The organism is Stenotrophomonas sp. MMGLT7 (genome assembly GCF_021168555.1).
Lineage (GTDB): Bacteria > Pseudomonadota > Gammaproteobacteria > Xanthomonadales > Xanthomonadaceae > MMGLT7.
In genome coordinates, this window is the sequence record NZ_JAJOZS010000016.1 from 51734 (window position 1) to 72719 (window position 20986).

Genomic DNA, 20986 nt, shown 5'->3' on the forward strand with positions numbered 1-20986 from the left:
TTATGCAAGGGCGGGGGTGGCGGGGCGGTTGTATCCGCTACGGGGGGGGGGGGCAGCGGCCGCCGATGGCGGCCGCTGCCCCGCGAGGCTTCAGTTGCGGGCCGAAGCCGACACCGTCAGGCCGGAGGCATCGACGCTCTTCACGCCCTTGATGCCCTTGGCGACCTGTACCGCCTTGTCGTGCTCGGCCTTGCTCGGCACCACGCCGCTCAGCGATACCACGCCATTGACGGTCTCGACCTTCACGTCCGTGCCGGGGACGTTCTTGGTCGCCACCAGGTCGGCCTTCACCTTGGTGGTGATCCAGGTGTCGCTTACCGGCTCCTGCGACTCGGCCTTGGCGTCATGGTGACGCGGCGGGTCAGCCGCGAATGCCTGGCCCGCGCCGAGCGCGATGCCCAGGCCCAGCGCGATGGCGATCGGAGTACGGAAAATACGGTTGTGCTTGTTCATGTGGAATCCTCCCGTTGGGTGTGCGTGGAGTCTGTCCGTCTGCACGTACAAGCAGCGTGACCGGCGGATGGGCGGTCGGTGAAAGGAAAATGTCGCTGCGCCGACGCATCGGCAACAAGCGCGATCGGACCGATGCTAAAGCCATCTCCGCAGCGCCGGCAGAGCGAGGCTCATCGCTGCAACGGCGGTTCCTGCATCGCTCGCGATGGGCCGGCGTCGCCGCCCGCGCACTGTTGCAGCCGGTGCTCGACCCAGCGTCGGTACAGCGTCGTGTGCAGGTTGTGCAGTGCCAGTTCGAAGGCATACGGGGTACGCGGATTGCGGTCCAGCAGCCGCGCGATGTGATAGCCCACCGGTCGCGTCCCGCGTGGATGCACGTAGACGACGAAGCCCTGGTAGAACGGATCGGCTAGCAGGGCATCGATCTGCTCCAGCAGCGGCCGGTACTGCGCCGGCAACGCCGCGCGCAGCCGCGGGTCGCGCTCGTACAGCAGCCGTTCGAAGCGGCGCCGCGCATGGCCCGGCATCTGCCGCGCCAGCTCCCAGACGCGCCGGTTGACGCGGTCGTAGTGGGCAAAGCCGCCGTGCATCGCCAGCGCCTGCGCCGCGGCCTCGCTCACGTCGACCACGACGAAGTTCTCGGCCTGGTTGTTGATGTCGTCCAGATACGAACGATCGAACACGTGCTCGATGAAGCCAGGCGCCCCCATGAACGCCTGCCGTCCCATCTCCGAGGTGCGCACCGCCTTGCCGTCGGCCAGGAACTCGCCGGCGCTGCTGCCCAGCAGGATGCTGGCGGTGCCGTGCAGGGTGAGGAAGGTGCCGATGGACAGTTCGTCGGCGCTGAACTCCTGGTCGAAACCGGCGTCGCCGTAGAGTTCGCGCTGCGTCGCCAGTTGCGCCACCTGCCGACCCACCCCGCACTCGGAACGCACGTGGCCTACATAGAACGCATCCAGCGCCGCGGCGTTGCCTGCGGCCGGCCGGTAGCCGCGGCCGAAGCTCCTGAAGCGCTGCCATCCCTGCTGCGCGGCGCCGCGCGGGCCGAAGCCGATCCAGCCCAGCTGCAGCGCGGAAAATCGATAGCCCGGATTCCCCTCCAGGCGCGCGGCGGCGCGGCGGCTGGCGTCGCCCAGCTGGAAGGCGTAGGCGCAGATGCTGGCCGGATCCTCCAGCAATTCCCGCAGCAACTCCCGGCGCTGGGCCTCGTCGTAGTGGTCCGGGATCGCAAGGCGCAGGTCGCCGAGATCCTGCGCCTCGGCCAGCGAGGCGCGCGTGCATGGCTGGCCGCGGTGATACTGCGGGTCAGCACCACTGCTGCGGGAAAAGCGCCAACCCAGCTGCTCGAGGAACTGCTGCAGGCAATCGGCCGATGCCGGTGTCGATGCCTGCAGCGGCGCCGAGGACAGGACCAGCGCCAGACAGGCCGCGGCCAGCCACAGGGCCAGGCGCGGCCTGCGGGAACCTGCGCGGCGTGGCCCCGCAGGCCTCACGCCGGTCAGCGGCGCTCGCAGACCGTTTCGACGACGCGGTCGCCCTTGGTCTGTTGCTGCTGGCCCTGCACGTAGCGCCCGGTGGCACCGCCTGCGACCGCGCCGCCCACGGTGGCCAGCTTGCGGCCGTTGCCCTTGCCGATCTGGTTGCCCAGCAGGCCGCCGACCACCGCACCGGCGGCCGTGCCGGTGACGCGATTCGGGTCGCGGCTGTTCTTCTGCACCTCGACCTTGTGGCACTTCACCTGGGTACCATCGTTGAAGCGGCGGCCTTCGTCCTGCGGGCCGTAGGTCTGCGCAGAAGCCAGCGGCGCGACGAGCATCAGCGCCAATGCCATGCCGCAAACGGTATGGGTGTTCTTCATGTAGCACCTCCGGGTTGCCTGCGGCCCGCGCATATGGATGCACGGGCCTCGTAGCGGAGGATGCTGCTACCGACGCCGGGAACGGCCCGTGAAACGCAGCGCCGGCCATTCAGCAGGGAGCATGGCCCCGGCGTCACTGCTGCGGCGGCACCGGCGGCGCGGCGCCGGATTCGGCCGACGCCCCCGCCTGCGCGGCCGGCAGGTAGGACCGCAGCCGCTCGAAGAAATGCTCGTAGAACGTCCCGTCCTGGACGGTGCTGCTGGCAACGCGCACCAGCGAATCGTCGCTGCTGCCGAACGGCAGCGACACCGAACCGAAGGCGCCTACGCCCACGCTGGCCGAGTTGGCGCTCTTCTTCAATGCGTAGCGGTCCTGCAGCGCGCTGACGAACACCCAGCTCCTGTCCGCCCCCTGCGCCACGCAGGAAACGCGCAGGACGAGCTGCTCGTGCTCGTCGTCCTTGGGCTGGAAGTTCTTGCTCGCCTCCACGCTGCCGGCATCGGCCTTGGCGACGATGTAGCCCTGGCTCAGCAAGGCCTGGCGCGCTGCCTCGCACGCCTGCGTCGACGGCACGTCGATGCTGCGCGAGTAGGTGTCGCCGGAGTTGAAGGACTCGCGCGACAGCATGCTGTCGCCCTTGGCGCCGCCGCAGCCGGCGAGCGCGGTGACCGCGGCCGCGAGCAGGCCCGCGCGGATACAGCGTGAAGAAACCATGATCGTATCCATATGCCTGTAAGACATCGCCACGAGAATATCGCCAACCCCACCCATGCACGCGCTTGCGACCATTCCCCGCTTATCCGCCGGTTAGCCTATTCTCGCCTCCAACGGCGCGGCACCGGTCGCCTGCCAGCATCCCGCCGATGGATCCCGAAATGTCCACGACACCCCGTCTCCCCGCATGCAGGCCCTCGGTACGGCTCCTGCTCGCGGCCCTGCTGCTGTGCGCGACCCCGGCGATGGCCGCCGATGCGCTGCAGGTGATGTCGTTCAATGTCCGCACGCCGGTCGATCGCGACGGCGACAAGCGCTGGGAAGTCCGGCGCGAGGCGATGGTGGCGCTGCTGCGCGAGCGGCGCCCGGACGTGGTCGGCACCCAGGAACTGGTCCGCGAACAGGCCGACTATCTGGTCCGGCACCTGCCCGGCTACCGCTGGTTCGGCACCGGTCGCAGCGGCGACGACAGCGACGAGCACATGGGCGTGCTGTACGACCCGGCCAGGCTGGAGGTGATCGAATCGGGCGACTTCTGGCTGTCCGACACCCCGGACACGGCCGGCAGCATCAGCTGGGGCAACATCATGCCGCGCATGGTGACCTGGGCACTGTTCGAGCGCCGCAGCGATCGCCGGCGCTTCTATCTGTTCAATACCCACCTGCCCTACCGCGACCAGGACGAGCCGGCCCGCGTGCGCAGCGCCGGGCTGATCCTGTCGCGGCTGCACGCGCTCCCGGCCGGCATCCCGGTGGTGGTCACCGGCGATTTCAACACGATGCCGGCATCGCCGACCCACCGCGCCTTCACCGCGCAGTTGGCCGACGCACGCGAAAGCGCACGCCGTCGCGAGGGGCCGGCGGCGACGTTCAACGGCTTCGGCGACGAGGCACGCAACCGGATCGACTGGATCCTGGTGCGCGGCTTCCGCGTCGAACGCTTCGCCACGCTTGCCGACCGCCCGCACGGCATCCTGCCTTCGGACCACTTCCCGGTAGTGGCCGAGCTGCACTGGCCGGATTGAACCCTGCCACGCACAGGCTCGCCGCGCAGCCCGTTTTCCCTGCAGCTTATTGGAGCCGATACCGCCTCCTGTAGGAGCGACTTCAGTCGCGATGGGGCTCTACCGGCAAAGCCCCATCGCGACTGAAGTCGCTCCTACGTCGCTCCTGCACGGAATCGTGAGCAGCTTCCTAGCCTCGGGCCTGCGGCGCCATCGACACCGGGCCCAAACGAAAACGCGCCACCGTTGCCGATGGCGCGCCTGTCAGGGCCCAGGTCGAGGCGATCAACCACGTAGCCGGGTAAGCGCAGTGCACCTTGGGACAGCCGGCGCGTCCCCGCGATGCGGGGGCGGCCTTTGACCTAGCCAGGGCCAGGGCTTGCCGCCCCACGCGTCCGACGCGACGCGCCGTCTACGCGCCGACGCGCCGGAGCGGACGAAGCCGATCAGTCGGCCCAGCGGCCCGGTGCAGTGGACTGCGGCAGCACCTGCGCCGACAGCGGACGATCGTGCTCCAGCAGGTTCACCGCATCGGCCAGGATCGAGGCCGACTCGCGCAGCAGCGGATCCGGGCGCTTGTCGGCCAGCTTCTCGCGCGCGGCGTCCTTGACGATGTCGCGCTCGCTCAGCGCCAGGCCGTCGTCGCTGCTGTCGTCGGCCAGCGGATCCAGCGGCAGGCCCAGCTGCTTGCGGACCTCCTGGCGCTGCTTGCGCTGGTCGTCCTGCTTCTGCCGCTCGGCGCGGCGCTCGGCCTCGTTGAGCACGACGTACTTCTTGGCCGCTTCCTCGCGGAACTGGCGCACGTCCTGCTCCCACCACTGGAATTCCTTGTCCGAGGCGATGCGGCTTTCGTGCAGCGCGTCGAGCCGGGGCAGCAGCGGGGCGAAGTTGCCGTACTGGGTGTGCGGCACCGAGGCGATGCGGGTCCACGGCAGCGCGTTGTCGTAGGTGCTCTCGCCGAACTCGGTGGCATCGACGCTGGCCGGGAAGGCGATGTCCGGCACCACGCCCTTGTGCTGGGTGCTGGAGCCGCTGACGCGGAAGAACTGGGCGATGGTCAGCTTGACCTGGCCGAAGCGCGCGCCCTCGCTGCCCGGCCAGCGGTCCAGGTCGACGATGTTCTGCACCGTGCCCTTGCCGAAGCTGGTCTCGCCGATGACCAGGCCGCGGCCGTAGTCCTGGATGGCGCCGGCGAAGATCTCCGAGGCCGAGGCCGAACCGCGGTTGATCAGCACCGCCAGCGGGCCGTCCCACGCCACTTCCTGGCTGCGGTCGCCGTTGACGGTGACGCGGCCGCCGGACTCGCGCACCTGCACCACCGGTCCCTGCTCGATGAACAGGCCGGTCAGCTCGATCGCCTCGTCCAGCGAGCCGCCGCCGTTGTTGCGCAGGTCCAGCACCACGCCGTCGAGCTTGTCGGCCTTGAACCCGGCCAGCAGCTTGGCGACGTCGCGGGTGGCCGAGGCGTAGTCGGTCGCGTTGCGGCGGCGGCCCTCGAAGTCCTGGTAGAAGCCCGGCAGCTTGATGATGCCGATGCGGCGTGCGGGCTCGCCGTTCTGCCCGGGGATCTCCATGGTCTCGCCCTTGGCCGCCTGCTCGGCCAGGCGTACCTTCTGCCGGGTCAGGGTCAGGGTGCGGTGCGGGCCGTCCACGCCGGCCTCGGCTGGGATGTACTCCAGCCGCACCAGGGTGTCGGCCTTGCCGCGGATCTTGGCCACCACGTCGTCGATGCGCCAGCCGATCACGTCCTCGACCGGGCCGGACTTGTCCTGGCCGACGCCGACGATGCGGTCGCCCGGCTTGAGCACGCCGTTGACCGCGGCCGGACCGCCCGGGATGACCTCGCGGATCACCACCATGTCGTCCTGCTTCTGCAGCTGCGCGCCGATGCCTTCCAGCGACAGCGACATCTGCTGGTTGAAGTTCTCGGCAGTGCGCGGTGTGAAGTAGTCGGTATGCGGATCGACCGCGTTGGTGTAGGCGTTGAGGAAGAACTGGAACACGTCCTCGCTCTTGAGCTCGCCCACCGACTTGGCCAGGTTGGCGTAGCGCTTGTCCAGGGTCTTGCGGATGTCGGCCGACTGCTTGCCGGCCAGCTTCAGCCGCAGCCAGTCGTTCATCACCGACTTGCGCCACAGATCGTCGAGCTCGGCGCTGTTGGCCGGCCACGCCGCGTCCTTGCGGTCGTACTCGAACTTCTCGTCGCCGTCGAAGGCGAAATCCTGGTTCAGCAGCTTGCGCGCGAAGGCGATGCGATCGTTCACGCGCTGCTTGTAGATGGCGAACACCTCGAACGCCGGGTCCAGCTCGCCGTTGCGGATCGCCGTGCCGACCTGCGCCTGGAACGGCGCGAAGCGGTCGATGTCGGCCTGGGTGAAGAACTGCTTGCCGCCGTCCAGCGTCTCCAGGTAGCGCTTGAACACGTCCTTCTGCATCGCCTCGTCCATCGGCCGCGGGCGATAGGCATAGCGGCTGTCCGACAGCAGGCCGTAGACCAGCTTGGAGGTGGTGGACTGGTCGGCGGTGGCGGCCGACGGCAGCGGCGCGTCTGCGCGCGCCAGCAGCGCCAGGGGCGCCGTCAACGCGAGGGCGAGCAGGAACGCGGGGGCTTTGTATTTCATCGGGTTACTCTCGGCTACCGGCCGTGGGGAGGCTGTGCTGCATATGGACAACATGACAGTGCCTAAAGTTGCCGCACTTGTCATCTGCCGTTGCAGCCCAGCCTAGCGGCGTGCCTGTAGCGAAATGTGAACGGGTCCCGGCCGGAGTTCCTGCCCGCCGGCCACAAGGCAGGAACGAGCAGCTCCCTTCTCCCGCTTGCGGGGGAAGGTGGCGCGTAGCGCCGGATGGGGGAGCTTTTGCCGTGGCTCTCCCATGCTCCGAATAGCCCCCATCCGCCCTTCGGGCACCTTCCCCCGCAAGCGGGAGAAGGCGATCCCAGGATCGGATGCAGGTCAATGCGGCCGATGCTTCGGCCGCGCTCGCGACGCCGCCTCAGGCCACCACGCCCGCCCCGGCTGCCTGCCGGTCTGCGTGGTAGGACGAGCGCACCATCGGCCCGGAGGCGACGTGGTGGAAGCCCAGCTCGTTGCCGTAGACCTCCAGCTCCTTGTACTCGTCCGGCGTCCAGTAGCGCATCACCGGGTGGTGGTGCGGGGTCGGCTGCAGGTACTGGCCGATGGTGACCATCTCCACGTCGTGCTCGCGCAGGTCGCGCAGCGTGGCCCGCACCTGCTCCATCGTCTCGCCCAGGCCGAGCATGATGCCGGACTTGGTGGCGATGTCCGGGTGCTGGGCCTTGAACTTCTGCAGCAGGGTCAGCGACCACTTGTAGTCGGCGCCCGGACGCACGTTCGGGTACAGGTCCGGCACCGTCTCGATGTTGTGGTTGAACACGTCCGGCGGGTTGCTGGCCAGGATCTCCAGCGCCCGCTCCATGCGTCCCTTGCCGCGGAAATCCGGGGTCAGGATCTCGATGCGGGTCCCCGGCGAGCTGGCCCGGACCGCGCCGATGCAGTCGGCGAAATGCTGGGCACCGCCATCGCGCAGGTCGTCGCGGTCGACGCTGGTCACCACCACGTACTTGAGCCGCATGGCCGCCACGGTGGCCGCCAGGCTGGCCGGCTCGCCGGCATCGGGCGGCTTCGGACGGCCGTGGGCGACGTCGCAGAACGAGCAGCGGCGAGTGCAGACCTCGCCCAGGATCATGAAGGTGGCGGTGCCGTGGCCGAAGCACTCGTGGATGTTCGGGCAGCTGGCCTCCTCGCACACCGTGACCAGGCGGTTCTCGCGCAGCTTGGCCTTGAGGTTCTGCACCGCGTTGCCCGAGGGGATGCGCACGCGGATCCAGGTGGGCTTGCGCAGCACCGGGGCGTCGGCGAACTGCACCGGCGAGCGCCCGATCTTGTCCCCGCCGAGCTGTTTCACGCCCTGCTGGAGCTGGCCCTGCTGGAGCTGGCCGGCCGGCGCCGGGGCCGGCTCGGGAACGACCTGCAGGGGGATGGAACGTGCGCTGGGCTGGTTCATGGCGGTATCGGCTCGTTTCAGGCCCCGGCGTCGAGCCCGGGCAGTTCGGAAAGGGGTTGCAGGCGCAGGCCGAACTGGCGCGCCAGCTGTTCAAGCAGGACGGGCTTGACCGCTTCCATGCCGGAGGGACCGCCCAAGTCTAGCAGCGAGGTCACCCGCAATCCGGCGTAGCCGCACGGATTGATGCGCTGGAACGGCTCCAGGTCCATCGAGACGTTGAACGCCAGGCCGTGGAAGGTGCAGCCGTGGCGCACGCGGATGCCGAGCGCGGCGATCTTGGCGTCGGCCACGTACACCCCGGGCGCGCCCTCGCGGCGCGCGGCGGCGATGTTCCACTCGTCCAGCGTATCGATCACCGCCTGCTCGATGCGGCACACGTAGTCGCGCACGCCGACCTTCAGCCGGCGCAGGTCGAGCAGCGGGTAGACCACGATCTGGCCGGGGCCGTGGTAGGTCACCTGGCCGCCGCGGTCGACATGGATCACCGGGATCTCGCCCGGCGCGAGCACGTGCTCGGGCTTGCCGGCCTGGCCGAGGGTGAACACCGGATCGTGCTCGACCACCCACAGCTCGTCGGCGGCGGCCTCGTCGCGCGCGTCGGTGAAGCGCTGCATCGCGTGCCACACCGGCTCGTAGGCCTGGCGTCCCAGGTCGCGCACGAGGGCCGGATGCAGCGCCGGCACGGCCGTCACAGCGTCCACTTGACCTCTGGATGGTTGCGCAGGACTTCGTGGGCGGCGTCGTACTGCTCGCGGCTTTCGGCCCGGAAGCCGATCTTCACCGAGACGTACTTGCCGCTGGAGGAATGCCGCCAGCTCACGCGTTCCTCCAGCACGTCCACGCCGGAAGCGGCCAGCAGCCGCGGCAGTTCGTTCTCCAGCCCGATGCCGGCCGCGCCCATCGCGCTGAGCTCGAAGGTGCCGGGGAACTGGAAGCCATGCTCGGGGTTGTCGGATTTGATTTCCATCGCGTCATTATCGGGGTGCTCCGCGGCAAACCCAAGCGCAGCAGCGCCTGTGCTGGACCATGCGGGGCCATCGTCGCCGCCGGCCGGAGCCGCGGCAATGATCCGCATCAAATCCCCGTCGAAGGATGCCTCGCCAGCGCCGCGCGGGACCGGCACGCGGCGCCTGCACCGCTGCCCGGATCGCCCACGGCACCGGCGGCCTGTGCCGTGGAACACATCGATGCGATCATCTGCGCAGCATTCACCTCCCCAGGCCCCCGGGTTCTGGCACGATTCCCGCCCCGCGCACCGGCCGGCCGCCATGCGTCCGCCCCGCCTCGTCATCCGGAGAGATCCATGCGTCCCAAGCCCCGCCTGCCGCTCGCCCTGTTCGCTCTGCTGGCCGGCCCCAGCTGGACGGCCCTGGCGGCCGACCGCTGCGAACAGAGCACGCTGAACCAGCAGCCCCCGGCGGTGGCCTTCCGCGTGGACAACGACCTGTTCGGCGGCGAGCACCAGGACCAGGGCTACACCAACGGCGCCTCCCTGACCTTTGTCTCGCCCAACCTCACCGACTACACCGACGATCCGTGCCTGCCGCGGCTGGCGCGCGCGGTCAACCGCTACCTCGAGCGGCTGCACCCGGGACAGTTCCAGCAGCAGAACATGGTGTTCTCGATCGGCCAGGGCCTGTTCACCCCGACCGACTACACCCGCAAGGACCTGATCGAGGACGATCGCCCCTATGCCGGCGTGCTGCTGGCCAGCTTCGGCTACAACGTGCGCAACGAGACCCAGCTGCGCACCACCCAGCTGCAGCTGGGCGTGGTCGGGCCGGCGGCGCTGGGCAGGCAGGTGCAGAACGCCGTCCACGACCTGCTGGGCGACGACAAGTTCCAGGGCTGGGACAACCAGCTGCACAACGAGCCGGTGGTGCGCCTGGTGCACGAGCGCATGCGCCGCTGGCCCGGGGACTCGACGGTCAATGCCAGTGGCTGGGGATGGGACGCGATCACCCACTGGGGCGGCGCCGTCGGCAACCTGTCCACCCACGCCAACGGCGGCTTCGAGGTCCGCTTCGGCTGGAGGCTGCCGGACGACTTCGGCAGCTCGCCGCTGCGCCCGGCCGGCGAGAACACCGCGCCATCGAGCCAGAGCTGGGCGCCGGGCTGGTCGACCCACCTGTTCCTGACCACCGACGCACGCTGGGTGCTGCGCGACATCACCCTGGACGGCAACACCTTCCGCAACAGCCACAGCGTGGACAAGCGCCCGTTCGTGGCCGACATCGGCTACGGCCTGGCGCTGCGCCGCGGCCACTGGAAGTTCGCGCTGGCCCGCTACCACCGCACCCGCGAGTTCGACGGGCAGAAGGAGACCCCGGTGTTCGGCAGCTTCACCATCTCCCGCGCACTTTAGAAGTCGCAGCACGCGGACGCAGAAGAGCCGGCCCGCGGGCCGGCTCTTCTCGTTCGTGCCACCACCGGGGGATCAACGCCCGTTGAGCACCAGGTCGGCGATGATGCCGGTGGCGACGGCCACCATCAGGAAATCGCCGCGATCGTCGCGTATCCAGTGGTAGCCGCGCGGCGGCTGGCGCAGGCGATAGCCGCGGTAGTCGTTCACCACGTAGACAGGGCCGCGGTAATGGTCGTTGTAGCGCTGGCCGCGCGCCCAGCGCGGCGGCGGCGCCGGACGATAGTGGGCCACCGGCGGCCGCGCCGGGCGATAGGCCGGGCGCTGCGAAGAGTAGTGGCGCCGGTCGTCGCGGCCGCGCGAATCGCCACGGCGGTCATGGCCGCGGTCGTGGCCGCGCTCATAGCGGCGATGATCGCGATCGCGATCATTGTCGGCGAAGGCGGGCGCGGCCGCGCCCAGCGCCAGCAGCGAGCAAAGGACAACGAGGGGAAGGCGGTGGCTGCGCATATCGGCTCCGGCATCTGTGAGGTGACGATTGCCATGATGCGGTTGCTCACTGAACGCCTTCCGGCTGGAAACGGTTCCCTGGGCGCCGCGCCACCCCCTATTCATAATCCGCTTAGCCGGCCCTCCGGCGACTCAGGCCGGCAGGCGTTGCCGCTATAATCGCCCATCCCCTTTTCCCGGCCTTCCGTCCGTCTTCGCGGACGGGAGGCTGCGCCACGGAGTCTCCATGTCTTCGCAATACATCTACACCATGAACGGCGTCAGCAAGGTCGTGCCGCCGAAGCGCCAGATCATCAAGGACATCTCGCTGTCGTTCTTCCCCGGCGCCAAGATCGGCTTGCTGGGCCTGAACGGCGCCGGCAAGTCCACGGTGCTGAGGATCATGGCCGGCGTGGACACCGACTTCGAGGGCGAGGCCCGCCCGCAGCCGGGCATCAAGGTCGGCTACCTGGCGCAGGAGCCGCAGCTAGATCCCGAGCACACCGTGCGCGAGGCGGTGGAGGAAGGCGTCGGCGACGTGCTGCAGGCGCAGGCCGCGCTGGACAAGGTCTACGAGGCCTATGCCGAGGAAGGCGCCGACTTCGACAAGCTCGCCGCCGAGCAGGCGCGGCTGGAGGCGATCCTGGCCGCAGGCGATGCGCACACGCTGGAGCAGCAGCTGGACGTGGCCGCAGACGCGCTGCGCCTGCCGCCGTGGGACGCCAAGGTGGGCACCCTGTCCGGCGGCGAGAAAAGGCGCGTGGCGCTGTGCCGGCTGCTGCTGCAGAAGCCGGACATGCTGCTGCTCGACGAGCCGACCAACCACCTCGACGCCGAGTCGGTGGAATGGCTGGAGCAGTTCCTGCACCGCTACACCGGCACCGTGGTGGCGGTCACCCATGACCGCTACTTCCTCGACAACGCCGCCGAGTGGATCCTCGAACTGGACCGCGGCCGCGGCATCCCGTGGAAGGGCAACTACACCGACTGGCTGATGCAGAAGGAAGAGCGCCTGAAACAGGAGGACAACCAGGAGAAGGCCCGGCAGAAGGCCATCCAGAAGGAGCTGGAGTGGTCGCGGCAGAACGCCAAGGGCGGCCGCACCAAGGGCAAGGCACGCCTGGCGCGGCTGGAGGAGCTGCAGTCGGTGGACTACCAGCGCCGCAACGAGACCAACGAGATCTTCATCCCGCCGGGCGAGCGCCTGGGCAACAACGTCATCGAGTTCCGCAACGTCTCCAAGAAGTTCGGCGAGCGCCTGCTGATCGACGACCTGAGCTTCATCGTGCCGCCGGGCGCGATCGTCGGCATCATCGGCCCCAACGGCGCCGGCAAGTCGACCCTGTTCAAGATGATCACCGGGCAGGAAACGCCGGACTCGGGCGAGATCGTGATCGGGCCGACGGTCAAGCTGTCCTACGTCGACCAGAGCCGCGACAAGCTCGAAGGCAACCACAACGTGTTCCAGGAAGTCTCCGGCGGGCTGGACATCCTCAACATCAACGGCGTGGAGATCCAGTCGCGCGCCTACATCGGCCGCTTCAACTTCAAGGGCCAGGACCAGCAGAAGATGGTCGGCTCGCTGTCCGGCGGCGAGCGCGGCCGCCTGCACATGGCCAAGACCCTGCTGCAGGGCGGCAACGTGCTGCTGCTCGACGAACCGTCCAACGACCTGGACATCGAGACCCTGCGCGCGCTCGAGGACGCGCTGCTGGAGTTCCCGGGCAACACCTTCGTGATCAGCCACGACCGCTGGTTCCTGGACCGCATCGCCACCCACATCCTCGCCTTCGAGGGCGACTCGCACGTGGAGTTCTTCCAGGGCAACTACCGCGAGTACGAGGAAGACAAGAAGCGCCGCCTGGGCGACGACGCCGGCCCGAAGCGGCTGCGGTTCAAGGCGCTGAAGTAACGGCGCGGCGCGCCCGCACACCACGCGGGCGCCCTTTGCCAGGTCGTCGTCTCCGGGGGATCCATGGACGTCCATCCCGGTCACGGCACTGACCCGAGGCTTCGACCTGCACGGGAACGACTACCCCGCAGGTCATCGGCGGATAAAGAAGGGCGCCTCGCGGCGCCCTTCTTGTTTTCCAGCCGTCGCCTCGCGGAACCCTCCTTACTGAGCGTAAGGGGAAACCAGTACCTTCGGCTCGCGGCCCAGCGCGGCACCCAGTCGGTCCAGCACGAACCGCACGTAGATGTTGGCGCTGAACTGGTTGTAGTCACGCGCATTGTTGAGCAACAGCCGACCGCCCAGGAACAGCTGTGGCGCGATCTGCCACTCGGCCGCTCCGCTCAGGTTGTAGGACACCCCGGTCTTGCTCGACCCGCGATAGACCGGGTCGGTGTAGGACGAGGACAATCCGAGCAGCGCCGCCAGCGAAGCCGCGTCGTAGGCCGCCGCCTGCATCTGCGCGCTGGTCGGGAAGTAGTTGCTGTCGTCGGTGCTGAAATGCTGCACGCCGATGCTGGCGTCCACCTTCCAGTTGACCGTCTGGCTGGAGGAACGCCCGCTCCAGTGCACCGGGAAACCGACGTCGACATACTCCTGCGGGCTGAAATAACCGCCCTGCCCGTAGGTGAAGCCGGCCAGATTCTTGTCGTACTGCATCGCGGTGACGTTGAGTCCGGCAGTCAACGACTGGTTCTCGGTCTCCAGCGCATGTACGTACACGCCCAGGTCGACCTGGCGGTAGTCGTTGTCGGCCACGTTGTGGCCGACCAGGCGTGCAGCGGCCAGGTTGGCATAGCCACCCATTAAGCCGTTGTCCAGCGTCGCCGAGAGGCGTCCGCCGTTGCTGGTCACGCCACCCCATTGCAGGCCGCTGCGCGCATCCTCGGCACCGGCGAACGACAGCACGCTGTCGGTTACCGCACGCCGATACACCTGGCCGCCGTAGGTAAGGTGGTCGCCCAGTTCGCCCTTGTAGCCGATCCCGCCCACCACGCGCTGTTCCGGGAAACCCAGCGGCGTGCTACCGATGTCGGCGCTGAGCCCGCCATTGTTGTAGCCGACCGCCACGCCGACACCGCTGGCATTCTGGTCGAGCCGGCGCGACGCCGAGCCGGTAGCGGCCATCGAGTAGAGCGTTGAGGACAGCTCGGTCGCGGTTAGCGCGGTCGCCGCAGTGCTGCTGGCCAAGGCCTTGAGCGCCGCCAGGTCGGCCGAGGACAGGTCCTCGATCATCGCGTTGTTGTTGAGGATCGCCGTGGCGATGTCGCCGATCTTGGTGTTCGAGGCATTGATGCCCAGCAGATAGGAGAACAGCGGCTGCTCGTAGAGCGCTGCCAGAGTATCGTCGGCGTTGCCGTACTCCGAATAGAGTTCGCTGTAGAGACCGGTGTTGACCGCGTACTTGTAGAACAGGTTCCTGGTGGCATTGGTACTGCCTTCGGTCGTCAGCAGCTGATACAGGCTGCTGCTGACGTAATCGTCGACGACGGTCCTGTCGGCGGCCAGAGCATCGTTGAGCGCCGCAGCAGGTCCGGAACCGAACCTGCTGGCAGTGGCGTAGTCGGTGCGGACATCGCCCGCATCCACCAGCGTCGGCGTCACGTCGACCACGATCTTGCCTTCCCCGGCCGAGAACACCCCGTGCAGCAATGTCTGGATTTCGTCGAGCCGGCTCAGGCCGGCCTCGCCGTCGCGCGAACGGTAGGCCACGCCGGCGGACAACTCGTTGCTGTTGTCCGACTGTACCTGGCGCAACTCGTCGAGCAGACCGTTACCCGAACGCACTGCCGGCAGCGGCTGCGAACTCGCCGTCCGCGTGGCCGGCATGCTGGCCGACACATCAGCCGGCGCGGCCACGCGACGGCTCTGGCCGGGAATCGGCAGCGCGGCCGGCGCGGCGCTCACCGGTGCCGGCAAGCCATCGTCGCTGGCGACATAGCTCGGCGGCGCCACGGCAGGCATCGGCGTGGTCGCCGCTGCATAGGCAGGGGCCGGCGAAGCGGTGCCTTCGTAAGCCGGGAGCACAGCCGCCGACAATACCGCGCGCGAGCCACGGATCGGGCCGCTCATGCCGGCAAAGGGATTCAATGGTCGCGCCGCGGACGCATAGGCGGCACTTCCCTGTGCGGCGGGGAAACCATTGTCCAGTTGGCCGGCCTGGCGCTGCTGCGCTGCCAGCGCGGCGCGGAAATACTGTTCGGCCTTGCGATTCTTGCCGGCGCTGCGGTAGACGCGGCCGGCGGCTGCCAGCACGTCGGGCGAATCCGGCGCCTGCGAAAGCGCGCGCTGCAGATAGTTCTCGGCGTTGGACAGGTCGGACTGCGCCGCCGCGCTGTTGGCGGCGGCGACCAGCGCGTCCAGGTCGTCCGGGCTGCGCTGCAGGATCTGCTGGTAGAGCGCCAATGCCTGGCGCTGGTCGCCGGCGGCAGCGTACATGCGTGCCAACGCCGACAGCGCCTGCGGATTCTGCGGCTGCTGCACCAGGATCGGCGCGAGCGCGTCGTAGGCCCCCTCCAGGTTGCCCAACTCGCGCAACGCATCGACCTGGCGCAGGGTGTAGCCAATACGCAGCGATTGGTAACGCTGCAGCTGCTCGGGGGTCATCGTCACGTCGTGCAGCTGGCGCAGCACCGCCGACAGCTCCGCGTCCTGCTGCGCGCGCAGCAACACCCCGGCGTACTGCAGCCGGTCCTCGGTGCTCGGCGAGGACCCGGTCACGAGCCGCTGCGCCAGCGTCAGCGCGCGCGGTGCATTGCCGACATCGGCATAGGCGCCGGCCAGGGCCGCAAGCAGTTGCGGCTGGTCGAGCTGGTCGCCCAGCGCGGCCTCGGTGCGCGAAAGCAACATCTGCGCCTCGCCGGCACGTCCCTGCTGCTGCAGCAGTCTGGCCTGCCTGGCCTGCTGCTCCACCCAGGCGGTGTTGCGCAGCAGGGTCATCTCCGCAGTGCGGGAAGCCGGGGGGATGCGCTCCAGGCTGGTGTAGGCAGTGGCCCAGTCTCCGCTCTCCTGCGCCAGCAGCGCATTGGCGTACAGCGCCTCGGGCATGTCCCCGTGCACCGCGAGCAGCCCGTCCATCACGTTGCGTGCCTGGTCCGGACGCCCTGCCTGCTGGTACAGGCGTGCCAGGTCCAGGCGAATCCAGGGATCGCCAGGGCGTTCGACCATCGCCGACTCCAGTTCGGTCTGCGCGGTCACCGCATCGCCCGATTCCAACGCCTGGCGCGCCCGCGCGCGCTGCACGTTGGAACGCAGCATCGCCTCGCCGCCGGCCTGCTCCCGCTGCGCCGGGGACAGTCGGTTGAACAGTTCGCTGGCCTCCTGCATGCGGCCCTGGCGGCTGTACAGCGCCACCATTCCCTGCAGCGCGCTGGCGTTGTCCGCATCCAGCGCCAACGCCTTGCGATAGCTCGCCTCGGCGGCGCTGGCGTCGCTGGCCGACTGCAGCGCCCCGAGCGCGGCATAACCGGCCGGCTCGTTCGGCAGCAATCCCAGGGCCTGCTGCACCAGCCGCGTCGCTTCCGCCAGATCGCCGCTCTGCCCGGCGGCATTGGCCTGCTGCAACTGGTGCCAGTAGCGTGCCGAGTCGTAGGCCGACTTCCACTTGCCGCTGGCCGCGGCGGCCGGGCGCAGCAGTTCCACCGCCTCGGAGAAGCGCTGCTGGCGCAGCCGCACCGACCCCAATCCGCCCATCGCCTCGCTATTGCGTGGACTGGCCCTGAGCACCTGGGTGAAGCGGCGCTCCGCACCGGCCGTATCGCCGCCGTTGAGCGCCTTGAAGGCCTCGCCGAGCAACTCGCCGGTAGGATCGCGATTGGCGGCATTGCGCAACTGCTCGCTCAACGACTCCTGCTTGGCCTTGACCTCGGCATCGTTGGGATTGGCCGCCAGATAGTCCTGATACAACGCCGCATCGGCCGGGCCGGCGTTTAGCCACAGCAGCGCCTGGCGCAGGCTGGCGCGTGCCGGCCCGCCCACGGTGGCGTGCTGGCCCAGCGCTCGCAATTGCGCGATGCCTTCACGGCGCGTGGGCTCGCGATAAGTGAGCACCTGCGCCAGGGCCAGCGCCACCGCCGTGTCGTTGCCGTTGGCGGCCTACAGGCGGCGCAGGCCATCGCGCGCCTTCTCCCAGCCCTGCGGCGTCCCCGCCAGTGCCTGGTAGTACTCCAATGCCAGGTTGGCCGGCGGCTGATCGCCGCTGAACAAGGCCTCGTAGCTGCGCACCGCCTCGGGGTAGCGTCCGTTCGAGGCGGCACGACGCGCATTGCGCAGGTTGGCATCACCACTGCTGTCGCCGCCTTCCAGCGCGATGCGCAAACGCTGCGTCTGCGGTGCGTTGGGATAGCGCGACTGCAGGACCTGCAGACGCCTGCGTGCCTCCTGCAGCCGTCCCTGGGCCAGATCGACCATGCCCAGGCCGAGCAGCGCATCAGGCTGGGTGGGATCCACTGCCAGCAACTTGCGCCAGGCATCGGCGGCAAGGTCGTCGCGCCCCTGATCGTGCCAGTAGTTGCCCTGGTTGATCAGTTGCTCCGTGGCATTGGATTGCGCGTAGGCCGGAGCCAGTACGCACAGATCCAGCATGCCGGCCAGGTAGAGCGGTGTCAGTTTCTTGCGGAACATAGACTTCTCCAGGCGGGAACCAATTGCCCGTCTGCGGTAAAGCGATAGCGCCCCTCGTGCCAGCCCTTGCCGAACAGGACCAGGGTACGTTCGTAATACGGCAATTTCTCGGCGGCTGCGCTGCGCGCGGCCGGGATTAGCTGGGCTTGCGCCTTCGCCAGCGCATTCTCTCCCAGCGCGTCCAGATACGGCAGCAAGGCACCGGCGAAGCCGGTCGGGGCAGCACCCGTGCCCACGCCACGCTGGGTGTCCACCTTTTCGGCAAAGCTGCCCTGCGCGTTGAGCAGTTGCAGCGGTCCGGAAAGATCGTCCAGCAGCCGCTTGCGCAGCGGGTCGCGTGCATGGGTCATGCCGGCCCATAGGTACACGCGGATGGCATCGTAGCTGCCGACGTTGCCGCGTGCCGGATCCGGCAGGAACCGCTTGCCGTCCCATGCGATCCAGTCCGGGGCGAACCCCAGCGGGGCGCTGTCGTGGATCATGGCCGCAGTGCGGTCGGCCAGCTGCGTCCAGTTGCCTTGCGGATCGACCGTGGCGAAACGGCGCAGCAACGGCAGCGGCAGGTAGCTGGGATTGAGCGTCCAGCGGTTCTTGCCGGCGAAACCTTGCCGGCCCGGCAGCAGCATGGGCCCGAACCCGGGCAACTCGACCATCTCTTGCGCTCGCACCAGTGCCAGCATCTGCAGGCCCGAGCGCAGATAGCCCGGCCGGTTCCACAGGCGCCCGGCCTCGATCAGGCAATAGGCGATCCACAGGTCGGCGTCGGAGGCGCTGTTCTCGTCCAGCACCCGCCAGCTTCCATCCTCGGCCCGCCCCCACAGCCAGGCCGGCAGGGAACGGTCCGGGCGGCCGCCAGCGAGCTGGTGGCGAGCCCAGCCCAGCAGCTTGTCGAACAGCACTGGATCGTTGGCCACCAGCGCGAAGAACAGCGCGTACGACTGCCCCTCCGAGGTCGAGCGCTGGTCGGGCGTGGCGAAGTCGACGACGCGGCCATCTTCCTGGATGTGCCGGGCCAGGAACGACTTCCATTCCGCCCACGGCGTACAGGCAGGGGAAGCCGCGCCGGCACAGCCGCTACCGAACGCCGAAGCGATCGCCGTCGCAGCAATGGCCTGCAACAGCCGGCGGCGCCCTGGCAGCATGTGTTCGTCCATCGGCATGCTCATCGCTTCCTTCCCTCCTGCATCCGGGCCGAGGAGTGTCGGCGCAGCACCACCCGCGCGGCCAACGCCAACAGCAGGCTCAAGCCGATCACCAACAGCGCCAGCAGCAGCGGATGATCGGAGAAATACCAACGTATCCAGGTCGGCAGCGGCAGCTCGCCGACATAGTAGGTCTGGTTGCCGGCCAGGCTGGTGACCTTCTTGCCCTGCAGCAGCACCACGCTGCCCTGGAAATCCTTCAGCAGCTCGGGATCGGCCAGTGCGGTCTCCAGTCCGGAGACACGCTCGGCGTGTTCGGCCAGCACCGCGACCACGCTACGCCCGGGCTTGAGCGGGGATTCGAAGCCCATCAGCACCACGTCGCCGGGACTCGGCCTGACGCTCACCTCCGCGGTGGTCGGCAGATCGGTACGCCGTGCATCGAAGGACAGGAAAGGCGGAAGCCGGTCCAGCAACCAATCGCTGATCCGGAAGCCGCGCGCATCGGCCGTATCGGTGATCGGCAGCTTGTCCTCCCATTGCCGGAACAGCGGCTGCGAGCTGCGCGATCCGAACACCATCAGGTCGCGGTCGGCATGGCGGGCAACATCGGCGGGGCGGATGATCGTCGCATTCAGCGCGGGATAGCCACTGGCCGCGCCCAGCCGCCCCAGCGCGGTCAGTACGTTGGACACGTCCTGCTCACGGTACTGGTCCGGCAGCACCATCGCCGATTCGGACAGGTCTGCCAGGCGGGTAAAGGGATAGCCGGCGTTGGCGAAGGCCGCCAGGTTCGGCATCGCGATGTAGTGGTGGAACGAACTCAGGTCGATGCTCGAATCAGGATCGATGGCGCCTGACACGTCCGGGAACGTGTTCTTGCATTCATCGGCCTGCGGGCGGTCGAAGAAGAAATGGAACCGCAGCTGGCTGTTGGAGGAAAACGGCCCGGTCGGCAGGGTCAGCTTCTGCTCCACCGGCATCTTGCCGCGGGTGGCGAGGCTGTTCCACCAGCGCCGTGGCAGCGACTCGGCATAGGGCCGGCCATTGAGCGGCAGCGTGGCGACGAAGGATTCGTTGATGCTGATGTTGAGCGCGGACTTGTTGTTGGTTTCCGGCACCGTGTAGCGGTACTTCAGGGTCACCGGGATACCGTCACGGCGCCAGATGAAAAGGTCCGGCGGCAGTTGCAGGCCGATGCGGATCAGATCCGGGTGGTAGCCGCTCACGCTGAGCTGGCCGCTTTCCGGAACTAGGTCGCCGAAGCGCACAGGACGTTCGCTGGAGATCCAGCGCGGCGCGTCGTAGGGCTTGCGCTGGGTGGGCTGGTCCAGGTGGTCGATGGTGGCCATGCTGCCATCCATGGGCGTACTCAGCGCCAGCGCCGTCGCCGCAGTGCGCAGTTCGGCGGCATTGCGCCCGATCACCAGCAACAGCTTGCCGAAGCGGTCGTTCGGATTGGTCACGACGGCGACGCTGGGCCCGCTCACCGACCCCAGGCCCTCATCCGCAGCCAAAAGTTCCGGCGACAGTGTAGAGGGGGTGACAAACATCACCGCGTTGCCGCTGCCCGGCAGTCCGCCCACGGCAACCGGGAACGCGGCACCGCGATAGCTGGCGAGCGTGCCCAACCAGGACGAGACGATTCCGGCGGCCTGCACCGTATCGAGGTCGGGAATCCGGGGGAAATAGAAAGGAAGCTGCAGCGACCGGGTATCGCGCACGTCGAAGAAGGGGTTGGGCAGCAGCGACAGATCGTTGGCCAGCTGCAGCGGCGTCGCATCCAGCGAGAGGCTGCTGTCGCGATCGATGTTGGCCCACAGGCTGCTGTGGTCCGGATCCTCGCAATCGCGCGTGTAGTGGCCGATCAGCTGCATGTCCAACTGGTTGTAGGCAGTAACCAGCAGCGGATTGATCTGGATGTCGGTTTCCAGCAGCCGCCCGGCCGTTTCCTTCGGCGTGGGGATGGTCGCCACGGCGACACCGTTGACGCTGATCTTCAGGTGCGACAGGTCCGGCAGCAGCGCCGGCGAATAACTGTACTTCAGGCGCAGCGTCGCGGCCTGCACCACCTCGTCCGAGCGGGTACTGAAGGGCACACCGACGCTGGCCTGGACCCCACGCAATGTAACTTCGTAGTTGATCCCAAGCTGGCGCAAGGTCGCCGAGCGCAGCTGGGCGGGCGCTGCCAGTTCCGCCCCTGCCGTCTCCGGAGCGGCGCCGGCGGCGGGAACGGTACTAGCGGCCGGAGCGGCGGCATCCTGGGCCTGTGCGAGACCGACCAGGGAAGTGAGGCAGAAGGCCATGCAGGCAACGAGAAGGCGCATCGATAGCATTCGCTCGACAGAAACTGGGGAAAGTGA

The 20986-nt window shown here is 68.5% G+C and carries 13 protein-coding genes and 2 pseudogenes; 3 read left to right on the forward strand and 12 right to left on the reverse strand.

Going from position 1 to position 20986, the window contains the following annotated elements; all coding sequences use genetic code 11:
* Positions 1-90 precede the first annotated feature (90 nt).
* The 4 genes and pseudogenes from LRX76_RS16335 to LRX76_RS16350 form a co-directional block, all read right to left on the reverse strand.
* Positions 91-453, reverse strand: a complete 363-nt coding sequence (locus LRX76_RS16335; protein ID WP_231806691.1) for a BON domain-containing protein — start codon at positions 451-453, stop codon at positions 91-93.
* A 170-nt stretch (positions 454-623) separates the two neighbouring features.
* Positions 624-1901, reverse strand: a complete 1278-nt coding sequence (locus tag LRX76_RS16340; protein ID WP_231806729.1) for a hypothetical protein — start codon at positions 1899-1901, stop codon at positions 624-626.
* Between the two features lie 50 nt (positions 1902-1951).
* On the reverse strand, positions 1952-2311 hold the full coding sequence (locus tag LRX76_RS16345; protein WP_231806692.1) for a glycine zipper 2TM domain-containing protein: 360 nt from the start codon (positions 2309-2311) through the stop codon (positions 1952-1954).
* Positions 2312-2507: 196 nt separating this feature from the next.
* Positions 2508-3026: pseudogene (locus tag LRX76_RS16350) on the reverse strand (DUF2242 domain-containing protein); the annotation flags it as partial.
* A gap of 161 nt (positions 3027-3187) precedes the next feature.
* Here LRX76_RS16350 and LRX76_RS16355 point away from each other — a divergent pair.
* Complete coding sequence (locus tag LRX76_RS16355) at positions 3188-4051, forward strand: endonuclease/exonuclease/phosphatase family protein (protein WP_231806693.1); 864 nt, start codon at positions 3188-3190, stop codon at positions 4049-4051.
* A 425-nt stretch (positions 4052-4476) separates the two neighbouring features.
* On the opposite strand, the gene LRX76_RS16360 is transcribed toward LRX76_RS16355, so the two are convergent.
* The 4 genes from LRX76_RS16360 to LRX76_RS16375 all read right to left on the reverse strand — a co-directional run bounded on the left by LRX76_RS16360 (position 4477) and on the right by LRX76_RS16375 (position 9023).
* Positions 4477-6651 carry a carboxy terminal-processing peptidase gene (locus LRX76_RS16360; protein ID WP_231806694.1) on the reverse strand — a complete coding sequence of 725 codons (2175 nt, stop codon included), beginning with the start codon at positions 6649-6651 and terminating at the stop codon, positions 4477-4479.
* Between the two features lie 373 nt (positions 6652-7024).
* Positions 7025-8056 (reverse strand): lipoyl synthase, encoded by a 1032-nt coding sequence (lipA, locus tag LRX76_RS16365; RefSeq protein ID WP_231806695.1) that lies wholly within the window; start codon positions 8054-8056, stop codon positions 7025-7027.
* A 17-nt stretch (positions 8057-8073) separates the two neighbouring features.
* A complete protein-coding gene (gene lipB / locus LRX76_RS16370; protein WP_231806696.1) occupies positions 8074-8757 on the reverse strand; it encodes a lipoyl(octanoyl) transferase LipB in 684 nt (227 codons plus the stop codon).
* Positions 8745-9023: a DUF493 family protein gene (locus LRX76_RS16375; RefSeq protein WP_231806697.1), complete on the reverse strand. Its 279-nt coding sequence runs from the start codon at positions 9021-9023 to the stop codon at positions 8745-8747. The genes lipB and LRX76_RS16375 overlap by 13 nt, the downstream gene beginning before the upstream one ends.
* A 336-nt stretch (positions 9024-9359) precedes the next feature.
* On the opposite strand from LRX76_RS16375, the gene LRX76_RS16380 reads away from it, so the two are divergent.
* Entirely contained in the window at positions 9360-10421 is a 1062-nt protein-coding gene (locus LRX76_RS16380; protein WP_231806698.1) for a lipid A deacylase LpxR family protein, read from the forward strand.
* A gap of 72 nt (positions 10422-10493) precedes the next feature.
* Here LRX76_RS16380 and LRX76_RS16385 read toward each other — a convergent pair whose 3' ends face one another.
* Positions 10494-10928: an RcnB family protein gene (locus LRX76_RS16385; protein WP_231806699.1), complete on the reverse strand. Its 435-nt coding sequence runs from the start codon at positions 10926-10928 to the stop codon at positions 10494-10496.
* A gap of 226 nt (positions 10929-11154) precedes the next feature.
* Here LRX76_RS16385 and ettA point away from each other — a divergent pair, with 226 nt between their 5' ends.
* On the forward strand, positions 11155-12819 hold the full coding sequence (ettA, locus tag LRX76_RS16390) for an energy-dependent translational throttle protein EttA (RefSeq protein WP_231806700.1): 1665 nt from the start codon (positions 11155-11157) through the stop codon (positions 12817-12819).
* Between the two features lie 204 nt (positions 12820-13023).
* Here the strand turns inward: ettA and LRX76_RS16395 are convergent.
* The 3 genes and pseudogenes from LRX76_RS16395 to bcsB form a co-directional block, all read right to left on the reverse strand.
* Positions 13024-17481 (reverse strand): annotated as a pseudogene (locus LRX76_RS16395) (cellulose synthase subunit BcsC-related outer membrane protein).
* On the reverse strand, positions 17463-18647 hold the full coding sequence (bcsZ, locus tag LRX76_RS16400) for a cellulose synthase complex periplasmic endoglucanase BcsZ (protein WP_231806701.1): 1185 nt from the start codon (positions 18645-18647) through the stop codon (positions 17463-17465). Before bcsZ ends, LRX76_RS16395 begins: the two are co-directional and overlap by 19 nt.
* Positions 18644-20950, reverse strand: a complete 2307-nt coding sequence (bcsB, locus tag LRX76_RS16405; RefSeq protein ID WP_231806730.1) for a cellulose biosynthesis cyclic di-GMP-binding regulatory protein BcsB — start codon at positions 20948-20950, stop codon at positions 18644-18646. The genes bcsZ and bcsB overlap by 4 nt, the downstream gene beginning before the upstream one ends.
* Positions 20951-20986 lie beyond the last annotated feature (36 nt).